At 66.1% G+C, this 13643-nt stretch carries 8 protein-coding genes; 6 read left to right on the top strand and 2 right to left on the bottom strand.

Annotated elements, in window-relative coordinates; translation table 11 throughout:
• The 5 genes from glgX (at nt 1) to LNV28_RS17435 (ending at nt 7074) form a co-directional block, all read left to right on the top strand.
• Nucleotides 1–2142, top strand: coding sequence for a glycogen debranching protein GlgX (gene glgX / locus LNV28_RS17455; protein ID WP_263517612.1), 2142 nt, complete (start codon nt 1–3; stop codon nt 2140–2142).
• A 37-nt stretch (nt 2143–2179) separates the two neighbouring features.
• A complete protein-coding gene (gene malQ / locus LNV28_RS17450) occupies nt 2180–3703 on the top strand; it encodes a 4-alpha-glucanotransferase (RefSeq protein WP_263517611.1) in 1524 nt (507 codons plus the stop codon).
• Between the two features lie 862 nt (nt 3704–4565).
• Nucleotides 4566–4886: a hypothetical protein gene (locus tag LNV28_RS17445; protein ID WP_263517610.1), complete on the top strand. Its 321-nt coding sequence runs from the start codon at nt 4566–4568 to the stop codon at nt 4884–4886.
• Nucleotides 4887–5028: 142 nt separating this feature from the next.
• Entirely contained in the window at nt 5029–5520 is a 492-nt protein-coding gene (locus LNV28_RS17440) for a DUF7000 family protein (protein WP_263517609.1), read from the top strand.
• Between the two features lie 354 nt (nt 5521–5874).
• Nucleotides 5875–7074, top strand: a complete 1200-nt coding sequence (locus tag LNV28_RS17435) for a cation:proton antiporter (protein ID WP_263517608.1) — start codon at nt 5875–5877, stop codon at nt 7072–7074.
• Nucleotides 7075–7101: 27 nt separating this feature from the next.
• Here LNV28_RS17435 and LNV28_RS17430 read toward each other — a convergent pair whose 3' ends face one another.
• Nucleotides 7102–8961: a glycoside hydrolase family 13 protein gene (locus LNV28_RS17430; RefSeq protein ID WP_263517607.1), complete on the bottom strand. Its 1860-nt coding sequence runs from the start codon at nt 8959–8961 to the stop codon at nt 7102–7104.
• Entirely contained in the window at nt 8958–10622 is a 1665-nt protein-coding gene (locus tag LNV28_RS17425; protein WP_263517606.1) for an alpha-amylase family glycosyl hydrolase, read from the bottom strand. The genes LNV28_RS17430 and LNV28_RS17425 overlap by 4 nt, the downstream gene beginning before the upstream one ends.
• A gap of 166 nt (nt 10623–10788) precedes the next feature.
• Between LNV28_RS17425 and LNV28_RS17420 the strand changes: the two genes are divergently transcribed.
• Nucleotides 10789–13602, top strand: coding sequence for an alpha-1,6-glucosidase domain-containing protein (locus LNV28_RS17420; RefSeq protein WP_263517605.1), 2814 nt, complete (start codon nt 10789–10791; stop codon nt 13600–13602).
• Nucleotides 13603–13643: the final 41 nt, after the last annotated feature.

Genomic DNA, 13643 nt, shown 5'->3' with positions numbered 1-13643 from the left:
ATGATGATGACGACGACGAGCACCGCTAACCGTTTGCCCGAGGCCCTGGAGCCCGGCCGCCATGAGCCTTTGGGCGCCCAGGTGCGAGATGGCGGCGTCAATTTCGCCGTCTTCTCCGAGCATGCGCAGGCCATCGAGCTTTGCGTCTTCGATGCGGCCGGCCAGTGCGAGCTGCGCCGCTACCGGCTGCAGGGCCCGCAGGACGGCATTTTTCAGGGCTTTCTGCCTGGCCTGGGTGCGGGCCTGGTCTATGGCCTGCGTGCCCACGGCCCTTACCAGCCCGAGGCCGGCCACCGTTTCAATGCCCACAAGCTGCTGCTCGACCCCTATGCCCGCGAGATCGTCGGTCACTTCGGCTGGCATGCCGAACACCATGGCTATGAGCTGGGCCACCCGGATGGCGCTCGGTCCTTCGACCGCCGCGACAACGCCGCCCAGGCGCTGAAAGCGCGCGTGCCCGTGCCGCTGGCCGGGCCTAGCCCGCGCCGCTCGGCGCCGCGCCATGCGCTGCAGGATGTGGTGCTCTACGAGGTCCATGTCAAAGGCTTCTCGCAGCAGATGGCCGAGATCCCGGCCGCGCTGCGTGGCAGTTATGCCGCCCTGGCGCATCCGGCGGCGATTGCGCATTTCAAGGCCTTGGGCGTGACGACCCTGTCCTTGCTGCCGGTGCACTACGCGCTGGACGAGCCGCATCTGGCCGGCACCGGCCTGCGCAACTACTGGGGCTACAACTCCCTGGGTTTTTTCGCGCCCGACCCGCGCCTGGCCCAGCCGGCCCACCGCGAGGACGCCAGCGCTGTGGCGGCCGAGTTCCGCGCCATGGTGCAGGCCTTGCACGAAGCGGGGCTGGAGGTGGTGCTGGACGTGGTCTACAACCACACGCCCGAGGGCAATGAGTTCGGCCCGACGATTTCCTTCCGTGGCCTTGATCACAAGAGCTATTACCGCCTGGTGGCCGAAGACCTGAGTCGCTGCGAGAACCACAGCGCCTGCGGCAACACCCTCAACACCGCGCACCCGCGCGTGGCCCAGCTGGTGCTCGATTCCCTGCGCTTCTGGGTGCAGGAGATGGGGGTGGATGGCTTCCGCTTCGACCTGGCCCCGGTGCTGGGCCGCACCCGCCATGGTTTCGATGGCAACGCCGCCTTCTTCATGGCTTTACGCCAGGACCCGGTGCTGGCTGGTGTGCACCTGATCGCCGAGCCCTGGGATGCGGGTTATGACGGCTACCAGCTGGGCCGTTTTCCGGGCCGCTTTCTGGAGTGGAACGACAAGTTCCGCGACGCCGTGCGTGGCTACTGGCTGGGCGCCGGCGGAGCCGGTGGCACGGGCCGGGGCGAGTTCGCGCGCCGCTTCACCGCCTCCAGCGATGTGTTCCACCACGGCCAGCGCAGCCCGCTGGCTTCGGTCAACTTCGTGGCTTGCCACGACGGCTACACGCTCAACGATCTGGTCAGCTACTCGCGCAAGCACAACGAGGCCAATGGCGAGAACAACCGCGATGGCCGCGACGGCGAGCTCTGCGCCAACTTCGGCGTCGAAGGGCCGAGCGAGGACCCGCTTGTGCGCCGCCGCCGTGAGCGCGCCCGCCGCGCCATGCTGGCCAGCTTGCTGCTGGCCCAGGGCACGCCCATGCTTAATGCCGGCGACGAGATCGCCAACAGCCAGGGCGGTAACAACAATGCCTATTGCCAGGACAACGCCCTGGGCTGGCTGGACTGGCCGCAGGCCGACCGCAGCCTGGCGGCCTTTGTGGGCCGCCTTACCGCCCTGCGCCGTGCCCACCCGCTGCTGCGCCAGGCGCATTGGTTCGGCGAGGCTGCTTCTCCGGGCGCCCCCGGCGCGGCCAGCCTGCGCTGGCTGAGCCCGCACGGCCATGCCATGCAGGTGCAAGACTGGCACCACGGCGGCGAGCTCGCCTTTGCCGGCCTGCTGCAGGGCGAAGCAACCGAAACGGTGCTGCTTCTGCTTTTCAACCCGGCCGATGCCTTGCAGGTCTTTGCCTTGCCGCCCGGGCCTTGGAGCTTGCTGCTGGACAGCAGCGGCGAGCTGGCCGAGCATGGCGAGCGTCGCGGTACCCTGGCCGCGCCGGCCTGCAGCCTGCTGGTGCTGAGCCAGGCGCCGGAAGCCCCACGTTCCTGATCACTTCATTTTTTGTTTCCCCACGAGAACCGACCCCATGGACCTCACCCAACGCAGCGCTGGTGTGCTGCTGCACATCACCTCCTTGCCCGGCCCGCATGGCATGGGCGATTTCGGCCCCGACGCGTATGCCTATGTCGACTGGTTGGCCAGCGCCGGCCAGCGCCTGTGGCAGCTGCTGCCGACCACGCCCATCGGCCCCGGTGATTCGCCCTACCAGGGCGTGTCGGCCTTTGCCGGCTGCCCCTGGATGGTGGCTTTTGAGCCCCTGGTGGCCAAGGGTTGGCTGGCCGCACCGCAGCTGCCCGAGGGTGGCTTCGAGGCCCACAAGGTGGACTACGGCCGCGTCCTGCCCTGGCGCGAGCAGCAGCTGCGCCTGGCGGCCCAGGGCTTCTTCGCCCGCGCCAGCGCCGAGGACCGCGCCGCCTTTGCCGCCTGGTGCGCCGCCCCGGACCAGGCCGACTGGCTGGACGACTACGCGCTCTTCATGGCCATCCGCTCGCCGCTGAATGGCCAGGCCTGGTGGACCTGGGCGCCGGCCCTGGCTCGCCGTGAACCGGCCGCACTGGCGCAGGCGCGCGAAAGCCACGCCGAGGAGTTCCGCTTCTGGCAGTTCGTGCAATGGTGTTTTGACAGCCAGGTCGGCGCGCTCAAGGCGTTCGCCAACAGCAAGGGCGTGCATCTGATGGGCGACCTGCCCATCTTCGTGGCGCACGACAGCGCCGACTGCTGGTCGCGCCCGGACCTGTACGAGCTGGACGAACACTTCCAGACCGCCGTGGTCGCCGGCGTGCCGCCCGACGCCATGTCGGCCGAAGGCCAGCGCTGGGGCAACCCGCTCTACCGCTGGGACCGCATGGCCGCCGAAAACTACGCCTGGTGGACGGCCCGCGTGCGCCGCGCGCTGAGCCAGGCCGATGTCTTCCGCATCGACCATTTCCGTGGCTTTGCCGGCTACTACGAAATCCCCGGCGACAGCCCCGACGCCCGCCGTGGCGAGTGGAAGACCGGCCCCGGCCAGGCCTTGTTCGATGCCATCGCCGCGGCCCTGGGCCCGTTGCCCATCGTGGCCGAGGATCTGGGCTTCATCACCGATGACGTCCATGCCCTGCGCGAGGGCTGCGGTTTCCCCGGCATGAAGATCCTGCAGTTCGGCTTCGGGGGGGATGGCAGCCATGAGTTCCTGCCGCAGATGTGGCCGCGCGAGTCGGTGGCCTATACCGGCACACATGACAACGACACGGTGCACGGCTGGTGGCGCACGGCCTCGGCGCGCGAGCGCGCTTACGCCGGCGCCTACCTGCCTTGCAATGCTCAGGATGTGCACTGGGCCATGATCCGCGCCTGCTGCAACTCGGTCGCCAACATCGCCGTCTTCCCCATGCAGGACGTGCTGGGTCTGGGCAGCGAGCACCGCATGAATGTGCCCGGCGTGCTGGGCGGCAATTGGGCCTGGCGCTTCAGCTGGGACATGGTCGGCAGTGAGCCCGGCCGTGTGCTGGGCCTGATCACGGCGGCCAGCGGCCGCGCCGATGTGGGCTTGATGCAGCTGCCGGCCTGAATCGCTTGGCACAGTTGGCCTAGCCCGAATGCTTCACGAGGGACGCGGGAATTGCGTGAGTCCAGGCCGCAGCCAATGGCGCTGAGACGACCGCAGCCGATGCCCTGAGGCATCGGCGAGGAGTTGAGGCGTCAGGGGCAAGGTCTGGGCCGCGCAAACCCGCGTAGGCCCAGTTGCCAAGATGGATTGGAATGAACGTTAAAGCGAGAGAACGTCGTGCTCATCGGTGCTGCGAACCAGCCAGGGCCGACCTCGTGAAACATCCGGGCTGGTAGTAACCCGCCCACACTCTTAGGGGATGGACGAGCTCGGCCGCGGCTGCGAAGCTTGGTCCTATTGCAGCGGGCTCTCTCACCATTGATTGGATGAAGTAAGTCAGAGGCCATCAAGAGCCGGGCTCCGCTGCCATGGCATTGAGCAGGGCAGGAGCAACCAGGGGAGCCGAAAGGCTCCCTTTGTTGTTGGGGCGTCATGCTTTTATGGGTTCAGTCGGTCTGTCGAGCGTGCAATGTTCAAAAGGCGCGCCCATTCAGTCGGATCGACTCGACAGGACGGCCGGTTCGACGCGCCTTGAAGCGAATGATCTCTGGCAAGGCATCGGCTAGCGCTTCAAGAGGCATGGAGGAAGCGAGCCTGCTGGCGCCGATCACACAGTTAAAAGATGGGTGTGGAGAGTTTCGGGCGCGCTGTTCGATAAAACCCTGTGCTGTTTTTGTCGGGGTTTTAGTAGCCTGGAGTCCAGGTTAGTAAGGTGAAGAATAGTGATGATTCAGCGACTTGCATCCAATAGACTACGCTTGGCGCTGCGAATGGCGCCGACGTTCGGGCGCATTTTTGTCGCCCCAAATTAACGTTGAGCAACATGAGCCAACCGACCCCGTACCTACGGCCTTCCCCCGCAGTTCTGTTATGGCTGCTTTCGGTCCCGGTGCTTGTCTTCGGTTGTACAGAGCTCTACGTGCTTGGCGGCAATATCCTGTATGCGCACGGTCCGTCGTCATACATGCTGCTATTGGCGGCCGGGTGGGGTTTGATTGCCTTCATATGGGCAGTCGTTGCAGTTGCCATCTGGGTTTACAAGCTGTCGGGTGAACCTGCGTTGCGCACGCGCATGAACGTGGCGGCGCTTTCTCTCGCCGTCCTTTATGCCATCGGTTTTCTGGGTGTGGCCGCGAATCTATGAGAGCAAGTCAATCCAGGGTAAGCATCAGCAATAGCACGCACAAGATGCCCAACCCATCATTCAAGCGGACCTGCGCCAGTTGCGCTGGCTGGCCCGCTTAATTTGGACGTTGTGTGCTAGTTGATCTTGGAGGGAAAGGTTGATGCCGAGCCAGAGTCTGAACGCCCGTATACCCGCCTACAAAAGCGCATTTTCCAGTGGGGAACTCCAGAGAACCTATCAAGATTTGGTCGGTGTTGTTCAGAATTTGAGAACTGAATTCTTGAAGAGATACCAAGCCGAGTTCTCGGTTGCGGCCATTCTGCATGGCTACATCGATTTCACATACTTCTACTTGCAGAATGAGTATCTCAAGAACAAGAAGCTCAAGCTCGCCTTGGTTCTCAATCATCAAAACGCAAACTTTGAGTTGTGGCTTCTTGGGCAAACCAAGGATGTTCAGATCCTGTACTGGAAAAAGCTGAGGGGCGCGAAGTGGGTAAACCCAGAGGCCATGCCGGCATATTCGGTTTTTGAAGCGCTGCTGCTTGCTGCGCCAGACTTTGACGATGCGGCGAAGTTGACTGAAACGGTTTGCGGTCAATTTGAAACTTTGCTGCGGGAAATTTTGGAAGTGCTGGAGTCATGCGAGTGACTGAACAGTGATCTGGCGTGCCCTGGCTCATTCAATCCTGATTCAAATCCTCATGGGCTGCACGGCCAACCGCCCCGAGCTTTTTGTCAACCGAGTGAAGAATCTCCTGGGTCCGGCCGGCTAAAGACTCAGTCCAACTTTGCCCAGAGTGCCGTTCCGCCTTCGGCTCCAGTCGGGCCTCTACCTCGGCGCGGGTACGGTTGCCAAGCTTCACCCTTGAGGCGCTCAATCGCCGTCCTCGCAGCCGCAGCGCCAGTTACACGCAAGTTCTTTGTGCGCCCTGAACCGTGCAAGCCCTAGGCAAAAGCGTTCGGGAGAGCGCCTACCATTCGCGCGCTTCTCATCCCTATGCCCATGAACACGACCGAAATTTTCCTGATCGCCATGCTCATCATCCTGAGCGTGCCCTACTTGGTGTGGCGCTTGTTCAGGACCGACCATTTCGCGCCCCTGGTGGTGGTGCAGATCATTGCCGGCATCTTGCTGGGCCCGGGTGTGCTGGGGGCCGCGTTTCCCGAGTACTACCAATTCGTCTTCAACCCGGCGGTGATCCAGTCGCTCAACGGCATTGCCTGGTGGGCGGTGATGCTGTTTGTGTGGATTGCCGGCATTGAGCTCGATCTCAAGGCCGCATGGCAGCACCGGCGCGAGAGCGGCATCACGGCGGGCCTGGCCCTGGGCATGCCTTTGCTCTTTGGTTGCGGCGCGGCCCTGGTGATGCTGGCCGGCAGCGGATGGATCGGCCCCAAGGCCCTGGACTGGCAGTTTGTGCTGGGCGTGGGCATGGCCTGCGCGGTCACGGCCCTGCCCATCCTGATCCTGCTGATGGAAAAAATGGACATCCTGCGCCGTCCGCTTGGCCAGCGCATCCTGCGCTACGCCAGCGTGGACGATGTGGCGATCTGGGGCGTGTTGGCCCTGATCCTGATGGACTGGCAGCGCGTCGGCAAGCAACTGGCCTTTGTGCTGGCCTTCATCATCGTGGGCGCCTTGTTCCGCCGCCTGATGGCGCGCCTGAGTGCCAGCGACCGCTGGTTCGTCAGCCTGATCTGGCTGGCCTTGTGCGGCTTTGGGGCCGACTGGTCGGGCCTGCATTACATGGTGGGCGCCTTCCTGGCCGGCGCCATCATGGATGCCGATTGGTTTGATCAGAAGCAGCTCGACAGCCTGCGCCACCATGTGCTGCTGGTCATCATGCCGGTGTTCTTCCTGAGCACGGGGCTGCGCACCAACTGGGGCGTGGGCGGCAGCATGGTGTTCCTGGCGGCGGCCGGGCTCCTAGTCGCCTCGGTCGCGGGCAAGCTGATCGGCGTGCACATGGCCGGGCGCATCCTGCGCTGGCAGCCGGGCGAGGCCTCGCTGATCGGCTGGCTGCTGCAGACCAAGGCGCTGATCATGATCATCTTTGCCAACATCCTGCTGGACAAACAAATCATCACGCAGGAGAGCTTCACCGCGCTGCTGCTGATGGCGGTGGGCAGCACCATGCTGACCACGCCGGTGGTCAAGCCCAAGCTGGCGCGCATGGCGGCGCTGCTGGGGCGCAGCAGCTGAGGCCTTTTCTCTCAGCGCCTCAGACCTTCAGCGCAACTCCAGCAGCAGGGCCGAGCGGGCCGGCAGCTCCAGGTTTTCGTTCCAGCGCAGCGTCTGGCCGCTGAGCACATTGCGGCCCTCGCTGTGGCTGCCCAAGGCTTCTCGGAAGCGCGTCATGTCGACCCGGCGCGGCTCTTTGGCCTTGTTCAGCATCAGCATCACCGTCTGCCCGCCGCCCTGGCGGAACAGGGCATAGACCTGGTCCATGGGGGCGTAGTGTGTGCTGCGGCCGCCGTGCAAGGCTGGGGCGCTTTTGCGCCAGTTGAAGAGCCGGCGCACCAGGGCCTGGGCTTCTTGCTGCTCGGCACTCAGGCCCTGGCCGGTGAAGCCATTGGCTGCATCACCGGCCCAGCCGCCGGGGAAGTCGGCGCGCACCCGGCCGTCGTCGCGCTGGGCGGGGCTGGTGAGCAGCAATTCATCGCCGTAGAAGAACTGCGGGATGCGCGGCGCGGTGGCCAGGTAGAGCAGGGCCATCTTCCACAGAGCCAGGTCTTGCCCTAGCGCGCTGAACAAGCGGGGTGTGTCGTGGTTGCCCTCGAACAGCACCAGGCGCTGCGGGTCGGGGTAGAGGAAATCGTGGGCCAGGGCTTCGTAAAGCTTGGTCAGGCCGCTGTCGTGGCCGTCGTCTTCCTTGAGCCCGGCGAGCATGGCGCCGTGCAGGGGGAAGTCCATCATGCTGGGCATGTGGGAGGCGTAGCCGTCGTGGTTGCGCTTGCCGCGCTGCCAGTAGGCCACCACGGCCGGGTGCGGGCTCCATTCCTCGCCGACCAGGTTCAGGCGCGGGTACTCCTGCATCAGGCGCCGTGACCAGTCGGCGAGAAAGCCGCGGTCGGAGTAGGAGTAGGTGTCGGTGCGCAGGCCCGAGAGCCCAGCGTACTCCACCCACCAGATGCTCATCTGCGTCAGGTAGCGGGCCACGCGTGGGTTGCGCTGGTTCAGGTCGGGCATGCCGCGCGTGAACCAGCCGCTGACAAAGCGCTCACGGTCGCTGGCGGCGGCGTGCGGGTCGAGCAGGCTCAGGCGCGCATGGTGGGTCTCGGTGTAGCTGGGCCACTGATTGAGCCAGTCGGGCTCGGGCAGCTGGCGCAGCCAGCGGTGGCCGGCGCCGATGTGGTTGAGCACGATGTCCTGGATCACGCCCAGGCCTTTGTTTCGCGCCTCCGCGACCAGATCGCGGTAGTCCTCGTTGCGCCCGAAGCGCGGGTCGATGCGGTAGAAATCGGTGGCCGCATAGCCGTGGTAGCTGTAGCTGGCGCTGTTGTTCTCGACCAGGGGCGTGGGCCAGATCTGGGTGAAGCCCAGGCCGGCGATGTAGTCCAGATGCTGGCGCAGGCCGGCGAGGTTGCCGCCATGGCGGCCGCCTGGCTGGCTGCGGTCTTCGGCCTCGAGCATCTCGGCGTTCGAGACGCTCTCGCCGGCCTTGGCGAAACGATCGGGCACCAGCAGGTAGATCGCATCCTGCGGGCCAAAGCCCTGGCGCTGGGCCGAGCCGGGCGCGCGCGCCTGCAGGGCATAGCTCAGGCGCTGGGCCACGCGGCCGTCGGGCTTCAGCAGCTCGATCTGCAGCGTGCCCGGCCGGGCGGTGGCGGCGATGTGCAGGTTCAGGAACAGGTAGTTCGGGCTGGCCACGCGCTCGGGCGGCAGCAGGTGCACGCCGGCATGGGGCTTGTTGAGCCGCGGGCGAAGGATGCCGATCTGCGAGCCCTGCAGCATCAGCTGCAGGCGCGGCTCCTTCATGCCGGCCCACCAGCTGGGCGGCTCGATCTGCTCCACAGTTTGGGCCAGGCTGCGGCTGCTGGGCAGCAGGGCGGCGGCCAGGAGGAGGGCGGCGAGTTGCAGGCGATTCATGGCCGGCCTTTCTGGGGCAAATCCAAACGCCAGACCTGCACGGACCGGGCGGGTGCCCGCAGCAGGGCTTGGCCTTGCGCGTCGCTGCCAAGGCTTGCCTGGGCTGGGTAGGCCTGTTGAAGCAGTGCGCCCGCAGGCAGGCCGCTCACCGCCTGCGTGGCGGCCTGCTCGCCATAGTTGATCAGCACCAGGCTCAGCTCATCGCCGAGTCGCCGCTGGAAGCTCAAGACCTGATCCTCGGTCTGGGCCTGGATGAAGCTGCCGCGCGCGATCGAGGGCAGCTGGCGGCGCAGGGCGATCATGGCTTTGTAGAAGTTCAGCAGCGAGCCAGGATCGCGCGCCTGCGCGGCGGCGTTGTGGCTGGCGGCATTGGGTGAAAGCGGGCGGTAGGGCGTGGCGCTGGAAGTGAAGCCGCTGATGTCAGCCGTCCAGCTCATGGGGGCCCGCAGGGGCTCGTCGCCGGGCAGCTGCGAGACGCCGGCCATGCCGATCTCTTCGCCGTAGTAGATGAAGGGCGTGCCCGGCGCGAGCAGGTAGCTGGCTGCCGCCAGCTTGTAGCGTGCCTCGTCGCCACCGAGCTGGTCCCAGACGCGCGAGCCGGCAAAGATGTCGTGGTTGGCCAGCACATTGGCCATGGTGCTCGGGGCCTGGCTCAGGATGCGGGCGATCTCGCCCACGGCAGCGGCCTCGCCGCGCGCGGCCTTGATCATCTGCGCTTCAAGGCCGAAGGCGAAAGCGCTGCCGCAGACCTCGGGGCGGGCGTACTGCTGCGGGTTGGCGGTCGCTTCGCAGACCACATGGCGGCGCGGGTATTGCTTGATCAGGGCTTGCAGCTCGCGGCTCAGGCGGCGGCTCTCGGGTTGGTCGTTCCAGTCGACGGCGTTGTTCTCGATCAGGTGCGGCACGGCGTCGAGCCGGAAGCCGTCCAGACCGCGGTTCAGCCAGAAGCGCAGGCTGCTGCGGTGGTAGTCGAGCACGGCCGGGTGGCGTAGATTGAAATCCGGCATGTGCGGGCCGAAGGTGCCGAAGTAGGCGCCCAGCTTGCTCCCATCGGCGGCCGAGGTGGCCACGGTCCAGGGGTTCTTGCCCCAGATGTCCCAGCCCTGGGGCTCACTGTCCTGCCAGACAAACCAGTCGCGGTAGGGGCTGCGGCGATCTTTCAGCGCCTGCTGGAACAGCGGGTGTTCGTGCGAGGCGTGGTTGATCACATAGTCGATGATGACGCCGATGCCGCGCCGGTGGGCCTGACGGATCAGCTCGTCGAAATCGCGCAGGCTGCCGTACTGGGACTCGATGCGGCGGAAGTCGGTGGTGGCATAGCCATGGTCGTGGTCGGCGCTGGCGGTGATGGGCATCAGCCAGATGCCGCTGATGCCCAAATCTTTGAGATAGTCCAGGCGCTGGATCAGGCCGCGCAAGTCGCCGATGCCATCGCCATCGCTGTCCTGGTAGCCGCGCACGAAGATTTCCATGAAGGCGCCATGTTCCCAGCCCGGGGGCAGGGTGCTGGCCTTGGGGCGAGGGGGCACGAGGGACAGATCCACCGGCGGGGCGGCCAGGCTGGTGCCGCTGACCAGGGCGGCACCGAGTGCCAGGCTGGGGAGCAGGCGTCTCAGCCTTGGAAGGCGGCTTTCAGATTTTGTAATTGAATTACGTTTCATGGGGCGCGCCTCGACAAAATTTCAATGATGAAAAGCTTAGATGCTTTGTGAGGCTCATGGAATCCGTGCTGTTGCTATTGATGTAGTTTTGCTACTATTTTGGCGTCGGGCTGCGGATCATGTGGGCGCAGCGACTTCACACATTGCACCGAACGGATTGCTGTCGATGACTTCCCTATCTCCCTCCCGACTTGGCCTGATCCTCGCGCTGAACTTGCTGTCGAGTGCCGCCTGGGCCGCGATGGCCTCGGCTTCGCCCGCTGAGTTGCGTGCCGCCTGCGACAGCGCCGATTCAGCCACCGTCTTGCAGCCGGCCGCGATGGCCGCGCCCGAGGCCCGCGCTTTTGCCATGAGCCCCGCTTTGCTGCAATGGCCGGGCCAGAGCCTGGCGCCCGGCGAGCGCGTGGCCCTGCTGGCCAGCGCGCGCGGTGGTGTGCAGGTCAAAGCAGGAGCGGCAGCCCAGGGCGTGGAGCAGCGCATCGAGCTGGCGCCCAGCGAGGCCCCGCTGCCGCCTGAGCTGGCGCAACGCTTCAAGTACCTCGAATTCTTCGGCCCCGGCTTGCGCCTGGCCCTGAATGCGGCTGACCAAGCCCGCTTGCCCCAGCTCTTGCGCGGCGAGCTGCTGCTGGTCAAGGAAGACGCAGCCGGCCAAGTGTTGGCGGTCACCGGCCTGCAGACGCCCGGTGCTCTCGACGCGCTGTATGCCGAAGCGGCCGAAGCGGCGGGCGAGCTGGGCGCGGTGGTGACGAGTGCAGAGGCGAAGGGCCGCCACACCGAATTCAAGCTCTGGGCACCGACCGCACAGCAGGTCCACCTCTGCCGCTACGCCGGGTCCGAGAGCCCGGCGCAGGCCGTGGAAGCGCTGGCTTTTGATCCGCGCAGCGGCCTCTGGCAACAGCGCCTGACTGCGAATCTGAGCGGCAGTTATTACCGCTACCTGGTCGAGGTCTGGGTGCCGGGCCTGGGGCGGGTGCGCAACCGGGTGACCGATCCTTACTCGCTGAGCCTCAGCGCCGATTCGGCGCGCAGCATGGTTGTCGATTGGGCCGATCCACGCCTGCAGCCGGCCGGTTGGCATGACCGCCGTGCGCATCGCCAGGCCTCGGCCCGGGTGCGGCAGTCCACCGATATGGTGATTTACGAGCTCCATGTGCGTGACTTCTCCATCGGCGACGCCAGCGTGCCGCCGGCGCAGCGCGGCAAATACCTGGCCTTCACCCAGGCCGGCTCGCAAGGCATGCGCCACCTGCGCGCCCTGGCTCAGGCCGGCCTGACCGATGTGCACCTGCTGCCTGTGTTCGATCTGGCCAGCGTGCCCGAGCAAGGCTGCCTGACGCCCCAAGTGCCGGAGGCGGCCGCACCGGACAGCCCGGCCCAGCAGGCCGCGGTGATGAAGCTGGCCGGCCAGGATTGCTTCAACTGGGGCTACGACCCCTGGCACTACAGCGCTCCGGAGGGCAGCTATGCCAGCGATGCGCAGCACGGCGAGCGCCGCATCCGCGAGTTCCGCCAGATGGTGCAGTCCCTGCACCGGGCCGACCTGCGCGTAGGCATGGACGTGGTCTACAACCACACGGCCGCCAGCGGCCAGGGTCGCCACTCCGTGCTCGACCGCATCGTGCCCGGCTACTACCAGCGCCTCGATGCCAAGGGCCAGGTCGAGCGCTCGACCTGCTGCGACAACACGGCCACCGAGCAGCGCATGATGGCCAAGCTGATGATCGATTCAGTGGCCATGTGGGCGCGTGAATACCGCATCGACTCCTTCCGCTTTGACCTCATGGCCCACCAGCCGCGCGCGGTGATGGAGGCGCTGCAGCAGCGCGTCAATGCCGCCGCTGGCCAGCCGGTGCAGCTGATCGGCGAGGGCTGGAACTTCGGCGAGGTGGCCAACGGCGCCCGCTTTGTCCAGGCCTCCCAGCTATCGCTCAACGGCAGCGGCATCGGCACCTTCAGCGACCGCGCCCGTGACGCAGCCCGCGGCGGCAGCGCTGGCGACAACGGCCTCGATGTGCTGAAAAACCAGGGCTGGCTAAACGGTTTGGAATATGCGCCCAACCGCCATGTCGGCGCGCCAGCAGCGGCCACGCAGCTGATGGCCAGCGCCGACCTGCTGCGCGTGGGCCTGGCCGGCTCGCTGCGCGACCTCGAGCTGGACACCTGGCGCGGCCCGCGCCTGCGTGCGGAGCAGATTGCTTACGGTGAGCAGCCGGCCGGCTACGTCTCAGAGCCCGGCGAGGTGGTCAATTACGTGGACAACCACGACAACCAGACCCTGTTCGACATCAATGTGCTCAAGCTGCCCCAGGACACGCCGCGCGCCGAGCGTGCACGCGTGCAGCTGCTGGGCGCGGCGCTGACGGCTTTCAGCCAGGGCGTGGCCTACTTCCATGCCGGCATCGATGTGCTGCGCTCCAAATCGCTGGACCGCAACAGCTATGACTCGGGCGACTGGTTCAACCGCCTGGACTGGAGCTACCAACGCAACTTCTTTGGCACCGGCCTGCCGCCGGCCGCCGACAACCAGGCCATGTACCCCTGGCTGGCGCCTTTGTTGGCCGACCCGGGCATCGCCCCCGGCCCGGCCGAGATCGCCTGGATGCGCGATGGCTTTCGGGACCTGCTGAAGATCCGCGCCAGCAGCCGCCTGCTGCGCCTGAGCAGCGCGGCCGAGATCCGCCAGCGCCTGCGTTTTCTCAACACCGGGCCGGCGCAGAACCCCTTGGTGTTGGCCGCTGAAATCGACGGTCAGGGCCTGAAGGACGCTGGCTTTGCCCGCCTGGCCTATTTCCTCAACACCAGCCCCGAGGCCCAGGTCTTGCAGCTGCCCGAGCTGGCCGGACGGCGCTATGCGCTGCACCCAGTGCATCTGGCGCCGGGGGCGGCGGACGCACGGCCGAAGCGGGAGTTCGCCTTCGAGGCCGCCAGCGGCCAGATCAAAGTGCCGGGGCGCACTGCCCTGGTGCTGGTCGAGCGCTGAGAGCTTGTGAATTTTTTGCTGCGCGACTGCCATGCGTCGTT

Origin of the sequence: Paucibacter sp. DJ2R-2, assembly GCF_025717675.1 — a bacterium.
GTDB lineage: Bacteria > Pseudomonadota > Gammaproteobacteria > Burkholderiales > Burkholderiaceae_C > Paucibacter_A.
The sequence above is the reverse complement of the archived record's forward strand: the minus strand, read 5'-3'. Positions and strand labels throughout refer to the sequence as shown.

Coding starts and splice junctions, on each gene's coding strand:
- glgX (WP_263517612.1), top strand. CDS start 1: ATGATGATGACGACGACGAGCACCGCTAACCGTTTGCCCGAGGCCCTG.
- malQ (WP_263517611.1), top strand. CDS start 2,180: ATGGACCTCACCCAACGCAGCGCTGGTGTGCTGCTGCACATCACCTCC.
- LNV28_RS17445 (WP_263517610.1), top strand. CDS start 4,566: ATGAGCCAACCGACCCCGTACCTACGGCCTTCCCCCGCAGTTCTGTTA.
- LNV28_RS17440 (WP_263517609.1), top strand. CDS start 5,029: ATGCCGAGCCAGAGTCTGAACGCCCGTATACCCGCCTACAAAAGCGCA.
- LNV28_RS17435 (WP_263517608.1), top strand. CDS start 5,875: ATGAACACGACCGAAATTTTCCTGATCGCCATGCTCATCATCCTGAGC.
- LNV28_RS17430 (WP_263517607.1), bottom strand. CDS start 8,961: ATGAATCGCCTGCAACTCGCCGCCCTCCTCCTGGCCGCCGCCCTGCTG.
- LNV28_RS17425 (WP_263517606.1), bottom strand. CDS start 10,622: ATGAAACGTAATTCAATTACAAAATCTGAAAGCCGCCTTCCAAGGCTG.
- LNV28_RS17420 (WP_263517605.1), top strand. CDS start 10,789: ATGACTTCCCTATCTCCCTCCCGACTTGGCCTGATCCTCGCGCTGAAC.